Origin of the sequence: Rhizobium bangladeshense (assembly GCF_001662075.1) — a bacterium.
GTDB lineage: Bacteria > Pseudomonadota > Alphaproteobacteria > Rhizobiales > Rhizobiaceae > Rhizobium > Rhizobium bangladeshense_B.
This window is the reverse complement of record NZ_LYPL01000001.1, coordinates 129,255-152,305: the sequence shown is the minus strand read 5'-3', so window position 1 is coordinate 152,305 and position 23,051 is coordinate 129,255. Positions and strand designations below refer to the sequence as shown.

Here is a 23,051-nt window from a genome sequence, read left to right as displayed (position 1 = left end):
ACGTGGCTGAATTCGACGACGAACGCATCGCTTCGCTGAAGCAGCGCAGGAAGGGCGCCATGCTGGATCGGTTTCTCACCTATACCGGCCTGGCGCTTGCCGGCGCTTCGGCCTTTTTCCCCTGGTACGTCTTCTTCAACGCCGACAAGTTCGGCATCAACGTCGCCGCCAGCAGCAATTCTCGCGAACTGCCGGATTGGCCGGCCCGCAACGTATTCAGCGTCTCGCCGCTGGCCATGGTCAACAAGAACGAGGCGGCCAAGAAGGTTCCGCCGGTCGATCCGCTGACGACGGCTACGGTCTCCGATCTCGGCAAAGCGCGTGACGGCGGCGACTTGCTGGAGGAGCAACCTTTCCCCGGCAAGTCTTCCTTCCGCCTGCTGCATGTCTCCAACGGTCGGGCGCTGATCGAGGATCCCTCGGGCATGTATGTGGTGCGTATCGGCTCGGTCCTGCCCGACGAAAGCCGCCTTGCGACGCTGGAGCAGCGGGACGGCAAGTGGGTGATCATCACCTCCAAGGGTGAGATCTACAAGAACGACTGAAGCGCTTCGCAAAGGCCGAAGGCAACAGGGCTCCGCCGCAGACCGGCCGGAGCCCTTTCTCTTATGCGGCCTGGCCGAAGGCGCCTCCAAGCCCGATTTCCGGTAAGTCCCACGCAAGATTACCGCACTAGGTTCGGGCTAGTAAAAACGGAGAGTTCTCATGCAACCGATCCAACTTTTCGACTTGGCTTCGCGACAGGCGGAATGGCTGACGATCCGTCAGCAGGTTGTTGCCGGCAATATCGCGAATGCCAATACCCCGAAATTCCGCGCCAAGGACATCACGCCGTTCGACGCCGTCCTGGACAAGTCCGACGTCGCCATGGCGCGCACCAATCCGGCGCACTTAAGCGGCAACGATTTCAGCGACAGCAGCGATATCGACGTCAAGGACGCCGCGCTCGACCAGGAGATCGGCATCCAGGAATCCGGCAACACCGTCGGACTGGCCGAGGAGCTTTCGAAGTCGGGCGACATCAAACGCCAGTACGATCTGAACACCTCGCTGGTCAGCTCCTTCAATCGCATGATGCTGATGACCGTCAGGAGGTAATTGTCATGGATCCGCTTTCCGCTGCTATGAAAATTGCCGGTTCGGGGCTCGAGGCGCAATCGACGCGTCTGCGCATCGTCTCCGAAAACATCGCCAACGCCCGGTCGACCGGCGACACGCCCGGCGCCGATCCCTATCGCCGCAAGACGATCACCTTCGGCCAGCAGATGGACCGCGCAAGCGGCGTCGAGACGGTCAACGTCAAGAAGGTCGGCGTCGACGAAGGTGATTTCAGCACCGAATTCGACCCCAGCAACCCGGCTGCGGACCAGAAGGGCGTCGTCAAGCTGCCGAACGTCAACATCCTGGTCGAGATGGCCGACATGCGTGAAGCCAACCGCTCCTACGACGCCAACCTGCAGACCATCAAGCAGACCCGCGACCTCATCTCGTCCACGATCGATCTTCTGAAGAGCCAATAATAAATGATCAGCAGCGTCCAGAATGTCAGCAACCTTTCGATGACCCGAGCGCTCGGCGCCGTCGACACCGAAAATTCCGCCTCATCTTCTGCAACGACCATGCCGGGCACCGCGGGGGCGGCCGACGGCATGAGCTTCGCCTCCGTCATGGGCAACATGGCGACCGAGGCTGTCAACAGCCTGAAGGGCGCCGAAAGCATGTCCTTTGCCGGCATCAAGGGCACGGCGACGACCCGTGAAGTCGTCGATTCCATGCTGCAGGCCGAGCAGACGCTGCAGACTGCAATTGCCATCCGCGACAAGGTCGTCTCGGCCTTTCTCGAAGTCACCAAGATGCAGATGTAACTGATTTGAGGACGAACACATGAGAGCGCTCGCCATTGCAGCAACGGGCATGGATGCCCAGCAGACCAATCTGGAAGTCATCGCGAACAACATCGCCAATATCAATACGACAGGCTTCAAGCGCGCCCGCGCCGAGTTCACGGATCTGCTCTATCAGACCGAACGCGCCAAGGGCGTCGCCAACCGCGCCAACCAGGCCGTCGTTCCCGAAGGCGCCAATATCGGTCTCGGCGTTCAGACGTCTGCGGTGCGCAATCTGCATCTCCAGGGCGAACTCACCCAGACCGGCAACGATCTCGACATTGCGCTGATCGGCAAGGGCTTCTTCCAGATCCAGTCGACCGACGGCACCACGCTCTATACCCGCGCCGGCGCCTTCAATAAAAACGACCAGGGCCAGCTCGTCACGATCGATGGCTATGAAGTCCTTCCCGGCATCACCATTCCGCAGGGTTCGACCGAACTGACCGTCAGCCGCTCCGGCGAGGTGTCGGTCAAGCTGCCGGGCGCCACCGATACGACCGTGCTCGGCCAGCTGACCCTTGCCGACTTCGTCAACGAGGCGGGCCTGCAGCCGATCGGCGACAACCTCTTCCAGGAAACCGCCGCCTCCGGCGAGGCCGTCGTCGGTAATCCCGACGAGGAAGGCTTCGGCTACATGAAGCAGGGCTATCTGGAGTCCTCGAACGTCGATCCGGTGAAGGAAATCACCGAGCTGATATCGGCCCAGCGCGCTTACGAAATGAACTCCAAGGTGATCACCACCGCTGATGAAATGGCCTCCATCGTCAGCAAGAACCTGAAGTAAAGGGAAGGGCCGAAACATGATGTTTTGCCGGGCAGGACACATCTCGGGATGGGTGGCGGCAGCCATGATCGCAGTCGCGGGCATCGTCGTGCCCGCAGGCGCCGACGCCGGCATGGGTTATGCCGTCGTCCCGACGACAATCATCTATCCCGGCGATACATTGTCGGCCAGCCAGCTTCAGGAGGTCGAGGTCACCAACCCCAACCTTGCCGGCGATTTTGCCAAATCCATCTCCCAGGTCGAAGGCCTGGTCTCCAAGCGCACGCTGCTGCCGGGCCGCACGATCGCGATTTCGGGTCTGCGCGAACCCTATACGGTGACGCGCGGCTCTTCGATCCGCCTAGTCTTCTCGCTCGGCCCGATGACGATCTCCGCCGCCGGCACGCCGCTCGAAGACGGCGCCACCGGGCAGCTCATCCGCGCACGCAATATGGATTCCGGCGTCATCGTCAGCGGCACGGTGCTTGCCGACGGCACGGTCCATGTGAGGGCAAAATGAGATTATTGTTCCGTCTCCTGACCCTTGCCGCGGTTCTCGCCATGAGCCTGGCTGACGTCGCGCCCGCCTGGGCGTTGACCTCGCGCATCAAGGATATTGCCTCGCTTCAGGCCGGCCGTGACAATCAGCTGATCGGTTATGGCCTCATCGTCGGCCTGCAGGGCACCGGCGACGGATTCCGGTCGTCGCCCTTCACCGAGCAGTCGATGCGGGCGATGCTGCAGAACCTCGGCATCTCGACGCAGGGCGGCCAGTCCAGCGCCAAGAACACCGCCGCCGTGATGGTCACCGCCAACCTGCCGCCTTTCGCAAGCCCCGGCAGCCGTATCGACGTGACGGTGAGCTCGCTCGGCGACGCGACGTCGCTGCGCGGCGGCACGCTCGTCATGACCTCGCTTTCCGGCGCCGACGGCCAGATCTACGCCGTCGCGCAGGGCGCCGTCATTGTCTCCGGCTTTCAGGCACAGGGCCAGGCGGCGACCGTGACCGAAGGTGTGACCACCGCCGGCCGCGTGCCGGGCGGCGCCATCATCGAACGCGAGCTGCCCTCCCGCTTCAAGGATGCGGTCAATCTCGTCCTGCAGCTGCGCAATCCCGACTTCTCGACGGCGATCCGCATTGCCGACATCGTCAACGGTTACGCCTCGGCCCGTTTCGGGGGACCGGTCGCCGAAGCCAAGGATTCGCAGGAAGTGGTGATCCAGAAGCCGCGCCAGGCCGATCTCACCCGGCTGATGGCCGATGTCGAAAACCTCATCGTCGAAACCGATACGCCGGCCAAGGTTGTCATTAACGAGCGCACCGGAACGATCGTCATCGGCTCCGATGTCCGCGTCTCGCCGGTCGCCGTCAGCTACGGCACTCTGACGGTCCAGGTCACCGAGACACCGCAGATCATCCAGCCGGAACCCTTCTCGCGCGGCCGGACCGCAGTCCAGCCGCAGACCGATATCGCGGCGGAGCAGACCGGCGGGCGCGTCGCCATCATCGACGGGCCCGACCTCCGGACCCTTGTCGCCGGCCTCAACAATATCGGCGTGAAACCGGATGGCATCATCGCCATTCTCCAAGGCATCAAATCGGCAGGCGCCCTGCAGGCGGAGCTTGTGCTGCAATGAAGACGATCCTGAACCCCGACCTGACGGTCCTGCAACTGCTGCGCCGGCTGGCGCTGCCGGCAGCAGGCCTCATCCTTCTGTCGATCCCCGGCGCCTTCGCGCAGCAGCATCCGGAGGGAGACATCACCTCCGAGGATGAGATCAAGCAGTTCTGCACCAACATCGCCGATCCCGCCCGCGACCAGCGTTACCTCCTGCAGAAGCAGGAGCTGGAAAGGCTTCGCGCCGACATCGACGCGCGCATGGAGGAGATGGACAAGCGCAAGGCCGAATATCAGGACTGGCTGAAGCGGCGCGACGACTTCCTGAAGCAGGCGGAAGCCGGTCTCACCGAGATCTACAAGAAGATGAAACCGGATGCGGCCGCACTCCAGCTGCAGGATATGAAGATCGAGGTGGCCTCCGCCGTGATCATGCGGCTCGGCCCGCGCCAGTCGAGCCTCATCCTCAACGAGATGGACCCGCAGAAAGCCGCCGTCATCGCCAGCGTCATCGCCAGTGCGTCCGATCCCAATACGTCGAAGGATCCTTCATGAACATGCGTTTCCCGGCCGCGATCGCCGCCCTCGCACTCCTTGCAGGCTGCCAGTCCCCGACGGCGGTCAGCGAGATCGGCCGCGCGCCCGCCATGAGCCCGATCGGCAGCGGCCTTGCCTATGGCCAGACGCCGCAGATGGCGCTCTATCCAAAGCAGCCGCGCGCCGTCGCGCAGGGATATTCGCTGTGGAGCGATTCGCAGGCCGCGCTCTTCAAGGACGCGCGCGCTTTGAACGTCGGCGACATCCTGACGGTGGACATCCAGATCAATGACAAGGCCTCCTTCGACAACGAGACCAACCGCAGCCGCACGAATTCGAGCGGCATGAGCTGGGATGTCAACGCTCAGATCTTCGGCTGGACGCCTGAATCCAAGACCGACCTGACCTACGGTTCCGACACCAGCACCGACGGCAAAGGCAAGATCGAACGGACCGACAAGATTACGCTTCTGGTCGCGGCTGTCGTCACCGGTATTCTCGAAAACGGCAACCTCGTCATCTCGGGCTCGCAAGAAGTGCGCCTGAACCAGGAGCTGCGCATTCTGAACGTCGCCGGTATCGTACGTCCGCAGGACGTCAACGCCGACAACCAGATCTCCTACGACAAGATCGCCGAAGCCCGCATCTCCTATGGCGGCCGCGGCCGCCTGATGGAAGTGCAGCAGCCGCCGCGCGGCCAGCAGGCCGTCGACCTTTTCTCGCCGCTTTGAGGCCGAATGACGATGGCAGACGCAGACATAAGCGCAGGTCAACCGAAGAAGAAATCCGGACCGCTGATGACGATTATCGGCGTCGCCATCCTGACCTTGCTCGGCGCCGGCGGCGGCTGGGCGGTCGGCACGATCGTCGCGCCCGAGATCAAGGTCGCCAAGGAGGCCGAACAGGCCAAGGAGGCCGAGGCCAAGAAGAACGCCGAGGAAGGTTTGGCGCGCATCTCGACCGAGGCCAACAACGTGGTCCAGCTCGAGCCGATCACCTCGAACCTCGCCTACCCCTCGGAAAACTGGGTGCGGCTGGAAGTCGCGCTGCTGTTCAACGGGCCGCCGGATGTCAAGGTTTCCGAGGATATTCATCAGGATATCCTCGCCTATATCAGGACCGTTTCCCTTCAGCAGATCGAGGGGCCGCGGGGCTTTCAATATCTCAAGGATGACATACAGGAACGTGTTGACCTTCGCTCGCAAGGACGGGTATCGAAGGTCATGTTCAGGACCTTTGTCATCGAATGATTCGATTCATAGTTTTCCTTGCCGTCATGATGGCGGTACCGGAACTGGCGGTGGCACAGCAGCTGCCGACTGATCTATTGAATATCCCCGTCGACGGCTCCGTCGCCGCCTGGATCATCAGGACGTTCGGCCTTCTGACCGTTCTTTCGGTCGCGCCGGGCATCCTGATCATGGTGACGAGCTTTCCGCGCTTCGTCATCGCCTTCTCGATCCTGCGTTCAGGCATGGGCCTTTCCTCGACGCCCTCCAACATGATCCTCCTGTCGCTGTCGCTGTTCATGACCTTCTACGTCATGTCGCCGACTTTCGATCAGGCTTGGCAGAACGGCGTGCAGCCGCTGCTTGCCAACCAGATCAACGAGACCGAGTCGGTGCAGCGTATTGCCGAGCCCTTCCGCACCTTCATGGCGGCGAATACCCGCGACAAGGACCTGGCGCTCTTCGTCGATCTGGCGCGTGAACGCGGACAGAATGTCCAGACGACCGGGCCGATCGATTACCGCGTGCTGATCCCGGCCTTCATGATTTCCGAGATCCGTCGCGGTTTCGAGATCGGCTTTCTCGTCGTGCTGCCGTTCCTCGTCATCGACCTCATCGTCGCAACCATCACCATGGCGATGGGCATGATGATGCTGCCGCCGACCTCGATCTCGCTGCCTTTCAAGATTCTCTTTTTCGTGCTGATCGACGGCTGGAACCTGCTCGTCGGCAGCTTGGTGCGCTCGTTCAGCTGATACGCCGCCGCCCATCATTGGCCACAAGAAAACCCCGCCGGAGCGATCCGGCGGGGTTTTTCATGCAAAGTCGAACCTTACTCGGAAGCGAACGGGGCAGTGCGCGGCGGCAGCGCCGGAATGTCCATGTGCTCGGGGGCGAGATGCTGTTTGGCGCGGTCGGCCATGATTTCGTAGGCCTGCTCCAGATGATTGCAGAAACGCTCGGCGTCGAAGAGCGGCGCGATATAACGCTTCTCCTTCAGGCGCGCCTTGTATTCGGCGATCCGCCCGGGATTCTGCGCCAGCTCGACGGCGAGGTCTTCATAGGCCCGCAGGTCGGCTGCGACGAGATCGGGCAGGTCAATCGCCCTCAGAAGGCTTTCGCTGACGCGCGAGGCGAAGTTGGTGCCCTTGACGGTCAGAACCGGCAGGCCGCCCCAGAGCTGCTCGGAGGTGGTGGTGTGGCCGTTGACGGGGAAGGTGTCGATGCCGAGATCGGCCGCCTGCTGACGGTCGATATGTTCCTCGTACGGCGCGCGCGGGCAGAAGATGATCCGCTTGGGCGAAATGCCGGCCGTCTGAAAATGCTTTAAGAGGTTCGCTTGGTTGCGCGGCGTATTGGCCATCAGCCAGAGCACGCTGTTCGGCGCCCGCTTGAGAATCCGGCACCAGCTGTTGACCACCTCAGGCGTGATCTTGCGGTTGCCGTTGAAGGAGGCGAAGATGAAGGCTTCTTCCGGCAGGCCGAGCTGCTCACGGGTGACCGCGCGGGGCTTGGGACGATACATCGGGTCGTTCGGCTGATAACTTTCCGGCAGCCGGCAGAATTTCTCGTGGTAGAACGGCTTGGCGACATCCGGGAGCACGTAGTGATCGCCGATGACATAGTCGAGATCGATGTTGACAGTGCTGCCCGGAAAGCCGAGCCAGCCGACATGCACCGGCGCGAGCGGCAGGTTGAAGGCTGCCGCACGGCTGCCCGACGTATGGCCCTTCAGGTCAACCATGATGTCGATATTGTGCTCGCGCACGATTTCCAGCACTGCCTGGTCGGAGAAGCCGTGAATGTCGACGATCCTGCCCCAGCGGCTGCGGTCAGTGTCGTTATGCTTCAGATATTCCGGGCCGGTATGGCAGAAGAGCGTCACCTCGAACCGGTCTTTGTCATGCAGCTCCAGGATGCGCTGCAGGAGCTTCATCGTCGCGTGGCGATCCCAGAAGTCCGATGACATGTAGCCGATGCGGATCTTGTTCGACCATGTGTGGGGCTGATTGCGGCGGAAAGCGACTCGTTCCGGATTGAGCGGGGTCGTGCCAATCGTTGCGTAACGATTGAAATCCTCGTTGCCGCACCAATGCAGATGATAGAACGGGTTGTCCTTGCGCAGGATCTCGAGATCGCCCTTTGCCAGGGCCGAGTCGATCACCGCCTGATGCTTGGCTGCCTCTTCGAAATCGTTGAATTCGCGGGCGAAAACGAGGTGGAGAAAGCGGAAGGCGTGATTGCCCGGAAAGCGCTTGAAAATGTTGCGGGCAAGCGACTGGTTGGTGGCGTCGTTGAGATCGTCGCTGAGCAGCAGGGCCGCCAGGCGCATGTGATCGGGATTCATGCTTTCCGAGAGCACCGTCTTGAACGGGCGGATGATATCCCGCTGCTGGCGCTTCAGATAGATCGCTGTGATGATGAAGGCGAGTTCGGCATCTTCCTGCGCCCTGGTGAGGTTGCGCATGGCGATCAGCAGCGCTTCATCCTCGTTGCCGGTCTCGTGATAGAGCTTGGCAGCCTGCTTCTGATATTCGTAGGCGTTCGGCCCGTCGCAATTGCCGGCCAGGCCATAGGCTCTCGCGGCGTCGGCCTTGAAGCCAAGCTGCACGAGGTTCTTGGCCAGCAGCGCATAGGTCTTGGCGTCCTGCTGAGTATCGATGAGCTGGTTGAGCGTCGCCAAGGACTTTGTGTAGCGGCCCGCCTGATAATCTTTGGATGCCGCAGAGAACGAAACTTTGCTGTTCAAAACCCAACTCCGTGAAGGAAATGTTCCGGCGTCGCTGCCGTTTGCCGACGCGCACGCGGGCCTTCCTCCCGAAAACGAGAGATCGGTCCGATGATGCTATCCCGGCACCTACCACACTGGCATTCGAAGCTTGCTTGAAACCGGTGGCGCGATATGGCGCTTGCGTCGTCCGCAAAGCCTCACCTGTCTCGGAAACGGCCTCTTTTTGCCGGCGAAGTTCGCTTTCGCCGCTCAAAATTCGAATGCCAAATTATCTTCAGCAGCCATTAACTAAGCCTTGTGAGGGGGCATTAACTATGCGGTGTGAGGGCCGGTCGAGGCCCCGCATTTTTAAGAAGTTGGCAAGCATTGGCTGCGAGATTGCCCTGGACATGACGGGTTTGGGCCAAACAAGCAGGCGCCGAGTAGCATGAAGCTGGTCCGTCATCGCCGGTATTACAGTCCGGTATGTCCTCCTTTTTGTATCTAGTTTCCAGGGGACAGATTTATGACAAGCATTAACACGAATTCTTCCGCACAGGCCGCTCTTCAGACGCTGCGCAGCGTCAACCAGGGCCTGAACCAGACGCAGAACCGCGTTTCCTCGGGTTACCGCGTTGAAAACGCTTCCGACAACGCCGCCTACTGGTCGATCGCAACGACCATGCGTTCGGACAACAAGGCACTTTCCGCCGTTTCCGACGCGCTCGGCGTTGGTGCTGCCAAGGTCGATACAGCTTACACCGCCATGGATAGCGCTATCGACGTCGTCACCGAAATCAAGGCAAAGCTGGTTGCTGCAACCGAAAGCGGCGTTGACAAGGCCAAGGTTCAGGAAGAAATCGGTCAGCTGCAGCAGCAGCTCCTGAGCATCGCTCAGTCGGCTTCCTTCAACGGCGAAAACTGGGTTGCTGGCGCTGCCGGCACGAAGAGCGTCGTCTCCTCCTTCGTCCGCGACGGCTCTAACGCGGTTTCGGTCAAGACCACCGATTATGTTCTTTCCAGCTCCTCCATGGGCAACGTTCTGTTCGGTATGAGCGCCGGCTCGGTTGAAACCTCCACGGGCATCCTCGGCACCTCGTCGGGCGCGACCGGCTCGATCTACTCGATGAGCATCACCAACTTCACCGCCGGTCAGATCCAGACGGCTCTGACCAACGTTGAATCGGCTCTGAAGGCCATGACCAGCGCCGGCGCTGCTCTCGGCTCGCTCTCCAAGCGCATCGAACTGCAGGACGATTTCGTCAACGCCCTCAGCGACTCGATCGACTCCGGTATCGGCCGCCTCGTCGATGCCAACATGGAAGAAGAGTCCTCCAGGCTCAGCGCCCTGCAGACCCAGCAGCAGCTGGCGATCCAGTCGCTGTCGATCGCGAACTCCTCTTCGCAGAACATCCTATCGCTCTTCCGCTAAGGTCGGTTGGCACAAGGTTTCCAAGTTTCGCGGCCGGGCTGTCCCCGGCCGCGAAATGTTTTAAAATAAGGTTAATGAAAACCATACTAAGTATCAGATATTTTTACGCTAATTTCGATTTCAGTTTAGCCTTCCTTAACCATCTTGCTGTCTTCTAGGCCCATCGAAACGGCGAGTTAACCTTAACGAAGACGGTTAACAGGCATGATGCTGATCGCTGTGGGCCGGCCAAAATCCGGAATGTCCCTTTTTTAGATCTGCCAACAAGGGGCAAGCAAATTATGACGAGCATCAATACCAATAACGCTGCAATGGCAGCCCTCCAGACTCTCCGCGGCATCAACCAGGGTCTCCAGGAAACCCAGGCTCACGTTTCCTCCGGCTATCGCGTCGGCAAGGCTTCCGACAACGCTGCCTATTGGTCGATCGCAACGACCATGCGTTCGGACAACAAGGCACTTTCCGCCGTTTCCGACGCCCTCGGCCTCGGCGCCGCCAAGGTCGACACCGCCTATGCCGCCATGGACAGCGCCATCGACGTCGTCGGCAACATCAAGGCCAAGCTCGTTGCCGCAACCGAAAACGGCGTTGACAAGGCCAAGGTTCAAGAAGAAATCAGCCAGCTCCAGGCGCAGCTGCTTAGCATCGCACAGTCGGCTTCCTTCTCCGGCGAAAACTGGGTTGCCGGCGCTAACGGCACCAAGAGCGTCGTCTCCACCTTCGTCCGCGACGGCTCCAACGCCGTTTCTGTCAAGATGACCGACTACGTTCTCTCCAACAGCTCCATGGGTAACGTGCTGTTCGGCATGAGCGGCGGCGCGGTTGAAACCTCCACGGGCATCCTCGGTACCTCGACGGGTGCGACCGGCTCGATCTACTCGATGAGCATCACCACCTTCACCCTCGGCCAGATCCAGACGGCTCTGACCAACGTTGAATCGGCTCTGAAGGCCATGACCAGCGCCGGCGCTGCTCTCGGCTCGGTCTCCACCCGCATCGGCCTGCAGGAAGACTTCGTCAACGCGCTCAGCGACTCGATCGACTCCGGTGTCGGCCGCCTCGTCGACGCCAACATGGAAGAAGAGTCCTCCAGGCTCAGCGCCCTGCAGACCCAGCAGCAGCTGGCGATCCAGTCGCTGTCGATCGCGAACTCCTCTTCGCAGAACATCCTGTCGCTCTTCCGCGGCTAATAACCCCCACAGAAAATATCGGTCCGCCGGCCTTGGCGGACCCCCAGGATTTGAGCCGCGCTTCGATGGAGCGCGGCTTTTTTATTTCCGTTAACGATTGATTAACCATAATGCTGTTTTCTCAGGCCAACGAGACGGCGAGTTAACCGAAATTAAGAGCCGGTTAACAGGCATGAGGCTGATCCCCGTTCCCGGTGGCTTTCCGGAATGTCCCTTTTTCCCACCTGCCGACAAGGGGCAATCATTTCATGACCAGCATTTTGACCAACGTCGCGGCGATGGCCGCTCTTCAGACGCTCCGCGGCATCAACGACAGCCTCGAAAGCACGCAGAACCGCGTATCCTCGGGTTACCGCGTCGAAAAGGCCGCTGACAACGCCGCCTACTGGTCGATCGCAACGACCATGCGTTCGGACAATAAGGCACTTTCCGCCGTTTCCGACGCTCTCGGCCTCGGCGCCGCCAAGGTCGACACCGCTTACTCCGCCATGGACAGCGCCATCGATGTGATCAGCGAAATCAAGGCGAAGATCGTCGCGGCAACAGAAAAGGGCGTCGACAAGACCAAGGTCCAGGAAGAAATCGGCCAGTTGCAGCAGCAACTCCTCAGCATCGCGCAGTCGGCTTCCTTCTCCGGCGAAAACTGGGTTGCCGGCTCTAACGGCACCAAGAGCGTCGTGTCGACCTTCGTGCGCGACGGCAACGGCAATGTCTCGGTCAAGACGACGGACTACGTGCTCGACACGAGCTCCACGGGCAACGTTCTCTTCGGCATGACCTCGACCGGCACGATCGATACGAGCGCCGGCATTATCGGCACCTCCTACGGTACGATCGGCTCGATCTACTCGATGGACATCAGCACCTTCGGTTCGGCTGAGATTTCCATGGCATTGACCTCGATCGAGGCCGGCCTCGAAGCCATGACCAAGGCTGCCTCGCAGCTCGGTTCGATCTCCACGCGTATCGAACTGCAGGAAAACTTCGTTGGAGCGCTGAGCGATTCGATCGACTCGGGCGTCGGCCGCCTCGTCGATGCCGACATGGAAGAGGAATCGAGCAAACTCACGGCGCTGCAGACCCAGCAACAATTGGCGATCCAGTCGCTGTCGATCGCCAACTCAAGCGCGCAGAACATCCTCACCTTGTTCCGCAGCTAAATCGGCCGCTGAAGCTGGACCGAATCTTGTGCCGCCATCCGGCGGCAAGCAGAAAACCATCTGGACCGCGCCTGAAACGGTGCGGTTCTTTCTTTTATATCAATAACTTACTCCGACAAAATGTCTCGCTGGTCGCGCTCGCCGCTGCGCTCTTGCCGAACAGGTTGATATCGAGTTAACTTCACCTTGAGTTGATTTGCTTTTGCGACACCCGGTGGAATTTCGCCGGAGGCATGACGCCACTTCAGTCGCCGCCGGCAACCCGGCCTGCCCTTTCATCTTACTCCGAGACCCTGTCGATGACCGTTAAGATTACCAGCGCGGCCGCGGTGAATGCACTTGCAGTCCTGCGCAGCATCAACAAAGAAGCCAGTCAGACCCAGCAGCAAGTGTCTTCGGGATATCGGATCGAGACGGCCGCCGATGATGCCTCTTACTGGTCGGTTGCGACCGTCATGCGCTCGGACAGCACCAATCTCGGCACGATCGGCGACGCGCTCGGTCTCGGCGCCGCCAAGGTGGATGCGACCTACACGGCAATGACTTCGGCGATCGATCTTGTCACCCAGATACGTGCGAAGCTCGTTGCGGCAAGAGAGCCCGGCACCGACAAGGACAAGATCAACGCCGAGATCAGCGAATACAAGGAACAGTTGAGGACCGTCGTCGAATCGACCTCTTTTGCAGGTGAAAACTGGTTGCTGAACAGTGACAAGGCAGCGCCGCCGACATGGTCGGTCATTTCGGGCTTCGTGCGCGCCTCGAGCGGCGAATACCAGGCTCAGAGCATCGACTTCCCGTCGTCGCAGACCATCCTCATCGACAAGAACAATGCGAGCGGCGGCCTGTTTACCAAGGCAATTGACGCCCAGGCCATCAACAACAGCGGTGCGGGACCGCGGAACTATTACCTGCTGGACGCCGATTCGACGACGCCGGCGACGGGCACCGAAGTCGCGATCGGCAAAAGCACCACCGACGCCCAGCTCGCCGACATGCTTGATGTGACCGACTCTCTGCTCTCCTCGCTGACGACGACGGCCGCCTCGATCGGCGTGATGAAGGCGCGTATCGACGATCAGATCGATTACACCGCGGATCTGTCCGATTCGATCGACAAGAGTGTCGGCGCGCTCGTCGATACCGATATGGACGAGGCTTCGATCCGGCAGAAGGCGATCGAAACCCAGAAGCAGATGGCCGTCGAAGCGATTTCGATCCTGAACACGGCTGCCAGCAAGATCCTCATTCTGCTGGAATAGAGCTGGGCGCGATCGTCGATGGCGGCGGCGCCATTCATCCTCGCGCAAGTTTGACTTCCTAGTTTCCGGCATGAAGGCATCGTCCGAAATCATGCCGACGCAAGGTCAAGCCCTTGTTGGCTGCGAAGGACATGTCGCGCGCAAGGTCATTTTGAACGGGAGGCAGCATGCCGCGTGTCTCCCGGATGCTGGATGGTTTCTAATGAGCATTTCGCTTTCTCGGTATTTGAAGGATTTCGGCGAACCGAAACCGTCAGCGCCGATCATCGACATCGACGATTTCCCCGGCGATGCTTTTCCCGAGGCGCCGAGCGAACCGCCGGTCGACGTCGAGGCGGAGCGTCGCGATGCCTACGCGCAAGGCCATGCTGCGGCGACCGCTGATTTGACGGAGAAATACGAAAGCGAGGCGCGCGCTCTGGCCGATGTCCATGCGCGCGAGCTGGAAGAGCTGAAGCTTCGCTATGAAGTCGAGGCGGCCGCGGTCATCGCATCCCGCGTCCGCGATATCGCCGAAGAGGTCGCGCAGCTGGTCAGTGGCGGCGCGGCTGCGGCCATTGCGCCCGTCATGACGGAAGCGCTTGCGGCCAAGGCCGCCGAAAACCTGACCGCATTGCTGCGCGACGCGATCCTCGAGGGCGCTGCCGGGCCGATCGTCGTCAGGGGGCCGACCAGGCTCTTCGACATTTTGAAGGCCGAGCTCGGCGAACATGCCGCGGCTGTTCGCCACCTCGAGGCCGACGATATCGATCTTGCCGTCGAAATCGGTGACTCCGTCATCGTCACCCGTATGTCCGCCTGGGCGGCCAGCTTGAAGAAAGTTCTCGAATGAGCGAAGGCGAAAACCATCACCACGGCAGGAACGAGATCATCATCGTCAAGCGGCATGGCGGCGGTGATCACGATGGTGCCCATGGCGGTGCGTGGAAAATTGCCTATGCCGACTTCATGACGGCGATGATGGCGTTCTTCCTGGTCATGTGGCTGGTCAACGCCGCCAACGAGGAAACCAAGGCCGCGGTCGCGACCTATTTCAATCCGATCAAGCTCGCCGACGAAAAGCCGACGGAGAAGGGCCTGAAGAAGCCTGTCGACGATGCCGAGGGCGAGGAGAAGAAGGAAAAGTCGAAACAGAAGGAAGACAATCCGACCGAGGGCAAATCCGCCGCGGATGGTGACGACCAGACGTCGACTTCAGGCGACCAGACCAATTATTCCGAAGCTGACTTCTTCGAGAATCCTTATTCGGTTCTCGCCGAGATCGCACAGGAAGTCGGCCAGCAGGCCAATGTCAGCGCCAAGGGCGATGGCGGCGCGGCCGATTCCGGCCCGGCGACTGGCGCCGATGGCGGCGAAGCCTATCGCGATCCGTTCGATCCGGATTTCTGGACGAAGCAGGTCGAAGTGACAACCGCCGGAAAAACCCTGCCGCCCGGCAAGAGCGAGCAGCAGGCGACCGAGAACGAGGCAACCGAGGTCGCCAAGGCCGAGGATATGAAGCCGGTACCTTTGACGACCGACCAGAAGCCGGCCAAAGACGCCAAGGAGAGCAAGGAAACCAAGGGCGCCGCCGAGACCAAAGAGGCCAAGGCGGACGGCGAGAAGAAGGCTCAGACGGACGCCGATCATCAGAAGGATGCCGACAAGAGCGCGGCCGGGACCGAACAGCTGAAGAAGGAAGCGGATGCGCTCCAGGCGCAGATCGCCCAACAGATCGGCGGCGTTGCCGGCAAGCTTGCCGAAGGCCTGACGGTGACGGCGGCCGAAGGCGGCCTACTGGTCAGCATCTCCGACCAGAACGACGATTCGATGTTCAATATCGGTTCCGCGGTTCCGCGCCAGGAGATGGTGCTCGCCATGGAAAGGATCGGTACGATTCTGAAGGAGAGGGGCGGCGCCGTTGCCATCCGTGGTCATACGGACGGGCGTCAGTACAAGGGCGCGCAGAACGAGAACTGGCGGCTTTCGATGGACCGCGCCCAGAGTGCCTACTACATGCTCGTGCGCGGCGGGCTGGACGAGAAGCGCATCTCGCAGGTCACCGGCTTCGCCGACCGTCGGTTGAAGCTGTCTGCCGACCCGTTCAACGCGGCCAACCGCCGGATCGAGATCCTGGTGCAGGCGGATTAAGGATAGTCGGATGGCGCGTCGGCAGCATCGTTACGTCGGATTTATGGCCCTCGGCCTGGCGATGCTTTCGCCGGCGACGGGCAATGCGCAGGATCCGGACGATCTCTCGCCGTACAAGATGCTACGGTCGCTGCAGTTCGTGCAGGATTCCGTCGTCGCCGGCGATCATTCGGCTGGCGAGATGCAGCGCTTCATGCTGGGCACGATCGACGAGCGGCTGCGCACGGCCGATACGTCGATCTACGACGACGACCGCAACGTCGATGCGGCGTTGATCTATGCGATGAGCGGCGGCAATCCCCAGACGCTCGAATATCTGATCGCCCATGACGTCAACGGCTATTTCGACAACCGCGTCACCGACGTGCTGCGCAAATATCTGAGCGGCAAAGGGCTCCTCGTCGCCAAGACGCTGGAGGAAACCGCCAGGGAATATCGCGACAAGAAGATAGGTCCTTACCTGGCGCTGATCGGCGGCAACGTCCTGATCGCCACGAAACCGACAGATGCGCTGGATCTCTACGACCAGGCGCGTCTTGCCGCGCCGGGCACTATCGTCGAGGAGGCGGCCTTGCGCCGTTCCGTCGCCATCTGCGTCGACAAGGGAATGCTCGACAAGGGGCTCGCCTATTCGCAGCGTTATGCTCGCCGTTTCCTGCATTCGCCCTATGCCAGCCAGTTTGCCGATCTTTTCGTCAAGCTCGTCGTCGCCCATGATCGCGACGTGAAACCGAAGGATGTCGTCGACATCCTGTCCTTCATGGATGCGCCGCGCCAGCGTGAGGTCTACCTGCGCATCGCCCGTGCTGCCGCGATATCAGGCAAGCCGGAGCTGGCGCGCATGGCCGTCGACCGTGTGCAGGCGCTTGGCGCAGGCACCGACAACGCCTTTGGCCCGCTCGCCGATTTTTACGGCGGCATGGCCGGCCTGCCCACGCAGGATATCGATCGGGCAGCGAAGAGTGTCAGCGGCATCGACGGCAAAGCGCTGTCGCCGCGGGATCAGGCGCTGCAGGCGGCGGCGCGGTCCGTCGCCGAGCAGATCCTGCGCGCGCCGGACCCGGCAAGCCTGACGCAAGCATCCGATCCTAATACTTCTCATCAAGAAATCACTTCTGACAAGGCTGCGGCGATAGCCATGCAAGCGGGAGCGCCAGGCGCGCATCCCGAGCCTGTTCCGGGAGGTGTGGCATCGACTGGTCAGAGCCAGGATACCGACCCCTCATTCAACGCATTTGTGACGACCAGCCGATCCAAGCTCGACGAGATCGATGGTCTTCTGGCGCAGGAAGGCAATGAACAATGATGGATTTGAGCGTCTCGGGCGGAGCCTCTGGTGCGGAGGCGGCCGCGGCCGCGAAATCCGCCAAAACGGCTGGTAAGGGTGACGCCGGTCAGAAGGGCGACTTCTCCGATGTGCTTGCCAAGGCGAGCGGCAGCGCCGCCAACGAGGCGCCCGACGATGCGCAGCCGGATCAGGGCGCGGTTGCCGATGGTGACGCGGCGAAGGTCGCGCGGACGATCCGCAGCCGCGCCAAACCGTTGATCGATCTCAGCGACACCGCGCTGAAGGCGCAGGCCGAGGTGCAGCCGGAAGCGATCGTCAATGGCGAAAAGACCATCGTAAAACCTGCAAAGGATCAGCGCAAATTATCGGCCGATCTCGGCAAGCTCGATGCCAAGCATCCGTCCGCCGACGAGGCCGGGCAGGTGGCCAAGAGCGTCAAGCACGTCAAGAGCGATCTGTCGAAAACAGATGCGGATGCGGACAGTGAGGATGATGACGGCGGCATTTCCGACGTCCTCGGCCTGCTGAAGCAGGAGCCCGCCGGCGCGACGGTCGTCTTGCCGGCCGCAGCCGCGGCGCAGCTCGCCGCCGCCAAGGCCGGGGAGGCCGGGCCTGTCGACAAGAAGACCGCGGCTGACGCCAAAACGAGCGGCCACGCATCCGACGCCCTGGCGGCCGTCAGCGGCAATGTCGAAGACGTCAAGGTGGACGAGATCGGGGTTCCAGGTGCGGAGAACGCCGACGCCGCTGACGGCAGAACCTTCCGGCTCAGCCGCGCCGACGGCCGCGGCCTATCGATGGATGTTCACATCGGTGCGGATCAGGCCGGGCCGAAGGAGAGCGCGAAGAAGGCCGATGTCGAAAACGTCTCGGTCCTCGAATCGCGCCGCTATATCGGCCTGGCGCAGAATACCAATTCCGCCGCCGTCACCGCCGCCCTTTCCGGCGATTCCGAATGGGCGCGTGCCATGGAGCCGAGTTCGGCGCTCACCAACGCGGCGGAATGGACAAGCACCGGCAAGGTGGTCAACACGCTGAAGATCCAGATGAACCCGATCGATCTTGGCCTGGTGACGGCAACCATGCGCCTGTCCGGCGACGCTCTGAACGTCGACCTCAAGGTCGATACGGGCGCAGCCTATCGGCAGCTGAAGGAAGATCACGGCAAGATCCTCGAAGCGCTACGGAGTCAGGGCTATGCGGTCGACAACATCACCATCAGCATGGCCCCCGTCGAGCGTGCCGATGCCGGCAATCAGGCCGGCGGCCAGGGGCAGGCCACTCAGCAGCAATCGCTCGCCCAGCAAGGGCAGGGCGGGGCGGCGCGCGAGCGCCACAATCAGACGGCGCAGCGGACAGATGGAGGCTTCAATGGAGCAGGCGAGACGGGTTTTGAAGACGTTTCTGCTGGCGGGGCTCGCAGCAGCGGCGCTGGCGGCGTTTACCTCTGAGGCGGCTGCCTCCACCGGCGCCTGTGAACGCGAAATCCAGTCGGCTGCCGTCAAATACGGCATCCCGGAAGGCATCCTCTATTCGGTCGGTCTGACGGAGACCGGCCGCAAGGGCTCGCTCTACCCCTATGCCATGAACGTCGAAGGCAAGGCGATCTTCCCGCCATCCGAGCAGGACGCGATGCGGCAGTTCGATGTCGCTCGCAGAAGCGGGGCGAAGCTCATCGACATCGGATGCATGCAGATCAACCACTATTATCACAGCGAGAATTTCGTTTCCGCCGAGGATATGTTCGATCCGCATCGCAACGTCGAATATGCGGCGAGGTTTCTGCGCAACCTGCATGACCGTCATGAGACGTGGACGATGGCGGTAGCCCGATACCACGCCGGCCCGAACAACGACCCCGCGCAGAAGCAATATGTCTGCCGCGTCATCGCCAATTTGGTGGCCACGGGCTACGGCAAGTGGACTCCCAATGCGAGTAACTTCTGCCGAAATTAATTCAACCAAAAATAGAAGAGCCATATTATGACGAAAATGTGTCGTAATATGGCAGGATTCCGGCAGGAATCGCATGCGCAAGCCATAATTAAGAGGCCGTTAACTTTTCCACGAAATTTTTGTGTGCATAATTTGGCATGCCCACTATATATAGATCAAATCGCCACGCAGATCTTAATCAATTATTAATTTCTGCCATTAACTTTAACGAGTTGCCGCCGATTCGTGCGATTCGTACCCATAGATCATCGAAGTGCCACACTGATTCGGAGGCGGACGAATGATCGTAGTGGTTGATGAGCGTGAGCTCGTAAAAGACGGATACACATCTCTGTTTGGCCGGGAGGGCATTCCCTCTACCGGTTTTGATCCATCGGAATTCGGCGACTGGGTTCAGACCGCCGCCGATTCGGATATTGCGGCTGTCGAGGCCTTCCTGATCGGTCAGGGCAAGCGCAGCCTGGAACTGCCCCGGGCGATCCGGGATCGCTCGATGGCGCCGGTGATCGCGGTCAGCGACCAGCCCTCGCTGGAAAACACGCTTGCCCTTTTCGATTGCGGCGTCGACGACGTGGTGCGCAAGCCGGTCCATCCCCGTGAAATCCTCGCCAGGGCGGCTGCGATCCGGCGCCGGCTGAAGGCGATCGCAAACTACACCGATATCGGCGGCATCCGTGTCTTCTCGGATGGTCGCGACCCCGAGATCAACGGCGAGGTCTTCGCACTGCCCCGGCGCGAGCGCCGCATTCTCGAGTATTTGATCGCCAATCGCGGTCGCCGGGTCACCAAGACCCAGATCTTCAACGCCATCTACGGCATCTTCGATGAAGAGGTCGAGGAAAACGTCGTCGAAAGCCACATCTCGAAGCTGCGCAAGAAGCTGCGCAAGAAGCTCGGCGTCGATCCGGTCGATTCCAAGCGCTTCCTTGGCTACTGCATCGATTGGGCCTGATTTTCTCGGCCGGGTGGCGGTGCCCGGCTGGACCTCGATATTGGCCTCGCCTCGCCACGACAGACAGCTTCACGCAAGGCCCGCCAAATACTCTCGAGTTTAACTGGTAAAACGAGGTTTTCAGATGAGCATTTTCGGCAGCATGAAGACGGCAGTATCGGGGATGAACGCGCAGGCGAACCGCCTCAGCACCGTCGCCGACAACATCGCCAATGTTAACACGTCCGGCTACAAGGCCGTGTCGACGAGCTTCTCGTCGCTGGTTCTGCCTTCCTCGGGCGGCAACTACAATTCCGGCGGCGTTCAGACCTCGGTCCGCCAGGCTGTCTCCGATCAGGGCGATATTTCCTACACCACATCGACCACCGATCTTGCGATCTCGGGCGACGGCTTCTTCATCGTTCAGGGTCCCGACGGCACCCCGGTCCTGACCCGCGCCGGCGACTTCCAGAAGGACGACGAAGGCAACCTCGTCAACGCCGCCGGCTTCCAGCTGATGGGCTATTCCTACGATTCCGGTTCTCCCGCCGTCGTCGTCAACGGCTTCGACGGCCTCGTTCCCGTCAACGTCAACCAGGACGGCCTGACCGCCATCGCCTCGACATCGGGTGTCTTCAAGGGCAATCTGGATTCCAACGCCAAGATCCCGGTCGCCCCGGCGACGCTCCCAAGCGCCAATCTTGCTACCGCGACGACCGACACCAAGAAGGTCTCGATGGTTGCCTATGACCGCCTCGGCAACAAGGTGATGTACGACTTCTATTTCACCAAGCAATCGGTTGCTGCCGCACCGCCGCCAGCACCTCCTGCCACCGCTGCCACCTGGGAAGTGGCGATGTTCCGCAACGCCAATGCGGCGGTCGGCGGCACGACATCTTTCCCCTATAGTGCAGGCGGCGCAGTCGGTACAGGAACGCTCACCTTCGACTCGAACGGCAAAATGACCTCGAGCGGCGCCGTCAACATCACCGATGGCGTAACGGGCCAAACGATCGCGATGAATTTCTCCGGTTTGACGCAGCTCGGGGCCGACTTCTCCGGTACCGGCACGCCGAACGGCCAGGCGGCAACCCCGGTCAAGGACGTCACCATCGACGGCGACGGCATCGTCTACGCCAAATATGAAGACGGCAGCACCAAGCCGCTGTACCGTATTCCGCTGGCCAATGTCGCAAGCCCGGACAAGCTGACGCTGATGAGTGGCAACGTCTACAGCGCCAACGGCCAGTCGGGCGTCACCGTCACCGGCTTCCCGCAGACCAACGGCCTCGGCACGATCAAGTCAGGCGCTCTCGAAGGTTCGAACGTCGACCTCGCCGGCGAACTGACAGAGATGATCGAATCGCAGCGCAGCTACACCGCCAATTCGAAAGTATTCCAGACGGGTTCCGACATCATGGACGTACTCGTCAATCTCAAGAGATAAGTAAGGTAACGGATAAGCCATGTCGCTCACGTCCGCACTTAATACCGCGCAGAGCATATTCAACAATACCGGCACGCAGAGCAGTGTCGTATCGAATAATATCTCCAATGCCGGCAACAAAGATTACGTGCGCCGGCAGGCAATGCTTACCACGTCCCTGAACGGCGCCCAGGTTGTGCAGATCAACCGGGCACAGGAAGATGCCCTGCTGCGCCAGTACCTCAAGACGTCCTCTCAGGACAGCGCCCAGCAGGCCTTGCTGGGCGGTCTCGAGGACCTCAAATCGATCATGGGTGGCAACGACTACGAAACGTCGCCATCCACCTATCTCGGTGTTTTCCAGCAGAAGCTTCAGGCGTTCCGGACCACGCCTGGCAGCACGGTGGCCGCCCAAGGCGCCATCACCGCCGCCCAGGATGTCGCCAACTCGCTGAACAATGCCTCACAATCCGTTCAGGATGTCCGTGCCAATGCCGACAAGGAAATTGCCACCGCCGTCGATAAGCTGAACACGCTCCTCAGCGAGTTCGAGAAGGCCAACAACGCGGTCAAGACCGCCACGGCCTCCGGCACGGACGCATCCGGCGCCCTCGATGAGCGCGAGAAAGTCCTGAAGCAGATTTCGCAGATCGTCGGCGTCAGCGCGACGACGCGCGACAACAACGACATGGTGCTGAGCACGCCCGATGGGACGATCCTCTTCGAGACGATCCCGCGCAAGGTGACGTTCAAATCCCAGGATGTCTATACCGCCTCCACTGTCGGCAATTCGGTCTATATCGACGGCGTTGCGCTGCCGCTCGGCAAGGGCTCGACCACGACGGGGCAGGGAAGCCTCCAGTCGCTTCTCCAGATCCGCGACGAGATCGCCCCTAACTTCCAGAAGCAACTCGACGAAATCGCCCGCGGCCTTGTCTCGCTCTTCAAGGAGCAGAATGCCGCTGCGCCGCCGGCCTATGTGCCCGGTCTCTTCACCTGGAGCGGCGGCACGGTCGATACCGGTGCTGCCGCGGTTGCCGGCATGGCCTCGACCATTACCGTCAGCACCCGCGTGATCACCTCGCAGGGCGGTGACCCGATGCGCCTGCGCGATGGCGGCGTCAACGCCACCGGCGTCGTCCTGAACACGTCAGGCGTCAGCGGTTACACGGCTGAACTCGACCGACTCTATACCGCGATGAGCGCCGACATCGATTTCGATCCGGCAGCCGGAGCGCCGGTCGGTTTCGACGCGACGACGGGCATCGATTCCAATGTCAGCATCATGGAATATGCCACCAATTCCCTCGGCTGGCTCGAGCAGTATCGCAGCAACGCCACGACGGCGGCAGAAAATACCGCGGCGGCGCTGTCGCGCTCCGACGAAGCCTATTCCAATGAGACGGGCGTCAACCTCGACGAGGAGCTGACGCTGCTCCTCGATATCGAGCAGTCCTACAAGGCGGCGACCAAGATCCTGAACGCCGTCGATGAAATGTTGAAGTCATTGCTGGATATCGCGAGTTAAG

At 61.0% G+C, this 23,051-nt stretch carries 24 protein-coding genes; 23 read left to right on the top strand and 1 reads right to left on the bottom strand.

Annotation, left to right across the window (positions count from 1 at the left end; translation table 11 throughout):
• The first annotated feature begins 2 nt into the window (after positions 1 to 2).
• The 11 genes from A7X77_RS00725 to fliP all read left to right on the top strand — a co-directional run bounded on the left by A7X77_RS00725 (position 3) and on the right by fliP (position 6,792).
• Complete coding sequence (locus tag A7X77_RS00725) at positions 3 to 545, top strand: hypothetical protein (protein WP_064681137.1); 543 nt, start codon at positions 3 to 5, stop codon at positions 543 to 545.
• A gap of 160 nt (positions 546 to 705) precedes the next feature.
• The gene (gene flgB, locus A7X77_RS00720) at positions 706 to 1,098 is read left to right on the top strand and encodes a flagellar basal body rod protein FlgB (RefSeq protein WP_064681136.1); all 393 of its coding nucleotides are present in this window, start codon (positions 706 to 708) and stop codon (positions 1,096 to 1,098) included.
• 5 nt (positions 1,099 to 1,103) lie between these two features.
• On the top strand, positions 1,104 to 1,520 hold the full coding sequence (gene flgC / locus A7X77_RS00715) for a flagellar basal body rod protein FlgC (RefSeq protein WP_010029463.1): 417 nt from the start codon (positions 1,104 to 1,106) through the stop codon (positions 1,518 to 1,520).
• Between the two features lie 3 nt (positions 1,521 to 1,523).
• Positions 1,524 to 1,865, top strand: coding sequence for a flagellar hook-basal body complex protein FliE (locus tag A7X77_RS00710; RefSeq protein WP_064681135.1), 342 nt, complete (start codon positions 1,524 to 1,526; stop codon positions 1,863 to 1,865).
• A 19-nt stretch (positions 1,866 to 1,884) separates the two neighbouring features.
• Positions 1,885 to 2,673: a flagellar basal-body rod protein FlgG gene (gene flgG, locus A7X77_RS00705; RefSeq protein ID WP_064681134.1), complete on the top strand. Its 789-nt coding sequence runs from the start codon at positions 1,885 to 1,887 to the stop codon at positions 2,671 to 2,673.
• 16 nt (positions 2,674 to 2,689) lie between these two features.
• Positions 2,690 to 3,172, top strand: a complete 483-nt coding sequence (gene flgA, locus A7X77_RS00700) for a flagellar basal body P-ring formation chaperone FlgA (protein WP_064681133.1) — start codon at positions 2,690 to 2,692, stop codon at positions 3,170 to 3,172.
• On the top strand, positions 3,169 to 4,290 hold the full coding sequence (locus A7X77_RS00695) for a flagellar basal body P-ring protein FlgI (RefSeq protein ID WP_064681132.1): 1,122 nt from the start codon (positions 3,169 to 3,171) through the stop codon (positions 4,288 to 4,290). Before flgA ends, A7X77_RS00695 begins: the two co-directional genes overlap by 4 nt.
• Complete coding sequence (locus A7X77_RS00690) at positions 4,287 to 4,826, top strand: MotE family protein (RefSeq protein ID WP_064681131.1); 540 nt, start codon at positions 4,287 to 4,289, stop codon at positions 4,824 to 4,826. The genes A7X77_RS00695 and A7X77_RS00690 overlap by 4 nt, the downstream gene beginning before the upstream one ends.
• Complete coding sequence (gene flgH, locus A7X77_RS00685; RefSeq protein ID WP_064681130.1) at positions 4,823 to 5,539, top strand: flagellar basal body L-ring protein FlgH; 717 nt, start codon at positions 4,823 to 4,825, stop codon at positions 5,537 to 5,539. The genes A7X77_RS00690 and flgH overlap by 4 nt, the downstream gene beginning before the upstream one ends.
• 12 nt (positions 5,540 to 5,551) lie before the next feature.
• Positions 5,552 to 6,058, top strand: a complete 507-nt coding sequence (locus A7X77_RS00680; RefSeq protein ID WP_064681661.1) for a flagellar basal body-associated FliL family protein — start codon at positions 5,552 to 5,554, stop codon at positions 6,056 to 6,058.
• On the top strand, positions 6,055 to 6,792 hold the full coding sequence (gene fliP / locus A7X77_RS00675) for a flagellar type III secretion system pore protein FliP (protein WP_064681129.1): 738 nt from the start codon (positions 6,055 to 6,057) through the stop codon (positions 6,790 to 6,792). The genes A7X77_RS00680 and fliP overlap by 4 nt, the downstream gene beginning before the upstream one ends.
• A 77-nt stretch (positions 6,793 to 6,869) precedes the next feature.
• Here fliP and A7X77_RS00670 read toward each other — a convergent pair whose 3' ends face one another.
• Positions 6,870 to 8,786 (bottom strand): glycosyl transferase, encoded by a 1,917-nt coding sequence (locus A7X77_RS00670; RefSeq protein ID WP_064681128.1) that lies wholly within the window; start codon positions 8,784 to 8,786, stop codon positions 6,870 to 6,872.
• Between the two features lie 487 nt (positions 8,787 to 9,273).
• On the opposite strand from A7X77_RS00670, the gene A7X77_RS00665 reads away from it, so the two are divergent.
• The 12 genes from A7X77_RS00665 (at position 9,274) to flgK (ending at position 23,050) form a co-directional block, all read left to right on the top strand.
• A complete protein-coding gene (locus A7X77_RS00665) occupies positions 9,274 to 10,179 on the top strand; it encodes a flagellin (RefSeq protein WP_064681127.1) in 906 nt (301 codons plus the stop codon).
• 281 nt (positions 10,180 to 10,460) lie between these two features.
• Complete coding sequence (locus tag A7X77_RS00660) at positions 10,461 to 11,369, top strand: flagellin (protein ID WP_064681126.1); 909 nt, start codon at positions 10,461 to 10,463, stop codon at positions 11,367 to 11,369.
• 248 nt (positions 11,370 to 11,617) lie between these two features.
• Positions 11,618 to 12,529, top strand: a complete 912-nt coding sequence (locus A7X77_RS00655; protein ID WP_064681125.1) for a flagellin — start codon at positions 11,618 to 11,620, stop codon at positions 12,527 to 12,529.
• Between the two features lie 299 nt (positions 12,530 to 12,828).
• Complete coding sequence (locus tag A7X77_RS00650; RefSeq protein WP_064681124.1) at positions 12,829 to 13,791, top strand: flagellin; 963 nt, start codon at positions 12,829 to 12,831, stop codon at positions 13,789 to 13,791.
• Positions 13,792 to 13,993: 202 nt separating this feature from the next.
• The gene (locus tag A7X77_RS00645) at positions 13,994 to 14,623 is read left to right on the top strand and encodes a hypothetical protein (RefSeq protein ID WP_064681123.1); all 630 of its coding nucleotides are present in this window, start codon (positions 13,994 to 13,996) and stop codon (positions 14,621 to 14,623) included.
• Positions 14,620 to 15,921, top strand: a complete 1,302-nt coding sequence (locus A7X77_RS00640) for a MotB family protein (RefSeq protein ID WP_064681122.1) — start codon at positions 14,620 to 14,622, stop codon at positions 15,919 to 15,921. The genes A7X77_RS00645 and A7X77_RS00640 overlap by 4 nt, the downstream gene beginning before the upstream one ends.
• Before the next feature lie 10 nt (positions 15,922 to 15,931).
• The gene (gene motC / locus A7X77_RS00635; protein ID WP_064681121.1) at positions 15,932 to 17,227 is read left to right on the top strand and encodes a chemotaxis protein MotC; all 1,296 of its coding nucleotides are present in this window, start codon (positions 15,932 to 15,934) and stop codon (positions 17,225 to 17,227) included.
• Positions 17,224 to 18,660, top strand: coding sequence for a flagellar hook-length control protein FliK (locus A7X77_RS00630; protein WP_064681120.1), 1,437 nt, complete (start codon positions 17,224 to 17,226; stop codon positions 18,658 to 18,660). Before motC ends, A7X77_RS00630 begins: the two co-directional genes overlap by 4 nt.
• The gene (locus A7X77_RS00625; protein ID WP_064681119.1) at positions 18,602 to 19,165 is read left to right on the top strand and encodes a lytic transglycosylase domain-containing protein; all 564 of its coding nucleotides are present in this window, start codon (positions 18,602 to 18,604) and stop codon (positions 19,163 to 19,165) included. Before A7X77_RS00630 ends, A7X77_RS00625 begins: the two co-directional genes overlap by 59 nt.
• A gap of 280 nt (positions 19,166 to 19,445) precedes the next feature.
• On the top strand, positions 19,446 to 20,117 hold the full coding sequence (gene rem, locus A7X77_RS00620; RefSeq protein WP_064681118.1) for a transcriptional activator Rem: 672 nt from the start codon (positions 19,446 to 19,448) through the stop codon (positions 20,115 to 20,117).
• Between the two features lie 124 nt (positions 20,118 to 20,241).
• A complete protein-coding gene (locus tag A7X77_RS00615; protein ID WP_064681117.1) occupies positions 20,242 to 21,543 on the top strand; it encodes a flagellar hook protein FlgE in 1,302 nt (433 codons plus the stop codon).
• Between the two features lie 19 nt (positions 21,544 to 21,562).
• A complete protein-coding gene (flgK, locus tag A7X77_RS00610) occupies positions 21,563 to 23,050 on the top strand; it encodes a flagellar hook-associated protein FlgK (RefSeq protein ID WP_064681116.1) in 1,488 nt (495 codons plus the stop codon).
• The last annotated feature ends 1 nt before the right edge of the window (position 23,051 follow it).

Excerpts from the sequence above, each read along its gene's own strand:
- A7X77_RS00690 (WP_064681131.1), top strand. The coding sequence starts at position 4,287 with ATGAAGACGATCCTGAACCCCGACCTGACGGTCCTGCAACTGCTGCGC.
- fliP (WP_064681129.1), top strand. The coding sequence starts at position 6,055 with ATGATTCGATTCATAGTTTTCCTTGCCGTCATGATGGCGGTACCGGAA.
- flgH (WP_064681130.1), top strand. The coding sequence starts at position 4,823 with ATGAACATGCGTTTCCCGGCCGCGATCGCCGCCCTCGCACTCCTTGCA.
- flgB (WP_064681136.1), top strand. The coding sequence starts at position 706 with ATGCAACCGATCCAACTTTTCGACTTGGCTTCGCGACAGGCGGAATGG.
- A7X77_RS00650 (WP_064681124.1), top strand. The coding sequence starts at position 12,829 with ATGACCGTTAAGATTACCAGCGCGGCCGCGGTGAATGCACTTGCAGTC.
- A7X77_RS00640 (WP_064681122.1), top strand. The coding sequence starts at position 14,620 with ATGAGCGAAGGCGAAAACCATCACCACGGCAGGAACGAGATCATCATC.
- A7X77_RS00630 (WP_064681120.1), top strand. The coding sequence starts at position 17,224 with ATGATGGATTTGAGCGTCTCGGGCGGAGCCTCTGGTGCGGAGGCGGCC.
- A7X77_RS00660 (WP_064681126.1), top strand. The coding sequence starts at position 10,461 with ATGACGAGCATCAATACCAATAACGCTGCAATGGCAGCCCTCCAGACT.
- flgA (WP_064681133.1), top strand. The coding sequence starts at position 2,690 with ATGATGTTTTGCCGGGCAGGACACATCTCGGGATGGGTGGCGGCAGCC.
- flgC (WP_010029463.1), top strand. The coding sequence starts at position 1,104 with ATGGATCCGCTTTCCGCTGCTATGAAAATTGCCGGTTCGGGGCTCGAG.
- A7X77_RS00655 (WP_064681125.1), top strand. The coding sequence starts at position 11,618 with ATGACCAGCATTTTGACCAACGTCGCGGCGATGGCCGCTCTTCAGACG.
- A7X77_RS00645 (WP_064681123.1), top strand. The coding sequence starts at position 13,994 with ATGAGCATTTCGCTTTCTCGGTATTTGAAGGATTTCGGCGAACCGAAA.
- motC (WP_064681121.1), top strand. The coding sequence starts at position 15,932 with ATGGCGCGTCGGCAGCATCGTTACGTCGGATTTATGGCCCTCGGCCTG.
- A7X77_RS00615 (WP_064681117.1), top strand. The coding sequence starts at position 20,242 with ATGAGCATTTTCGGCAGCATGAAGACGGCAGTATCGGGGATGAACGCG.
- rem (WP_064681118.1), top strand. The coding sequence starts at position 19,446 with ATGATCGTAGTGGTTGATGAGCGTGAGCTCGTAAAAGACGGATACACA.
- flgG (WP_064681134.1), top strand. The coding sequence starts at position 1,885 with ATGAGAGCGCTCGCCATTGCAGCAACGGGCATGGATGCCCAGCAGACC.
- A7X77_RS00695 (WP_064681132.1), top strand. The coding sequence starts at position 3,169 with ATGAGATTATTGTTCCGTCTCCTGACCCTTGCCGCGGTTCTCGCCATG.
- A7X77_RS00665 (WP_064681127.1), top strand. The coding sequence starts at position 9,274 with ATGACAAGCATTAACACGAATTCTTCCGCACAGGCCGCTCTTCAGACG.
- A7X77_RS00680 (WP_064681661.1), top strand. The coding sequence starts at position 5,552 with ATGGCAGACGCAGACATAAGCGCAGGTCAACCGAAGAAGAAATCCGGA.
- flgK (WP_064681116.1), top strand. The coding sequence starts at position 21,563 with ATGTCGCTCACGTCCGCACTTAATACCGCGCAGAGCATATTCAACAAT.
- A7X77_RS00710 (WP_064681135.1), top strand. The coding sequence starts at position 1,524 with ATGATCAGCAGCGTCCAGAATGTCAGCAACCTTTCGATGACCCGAGCG.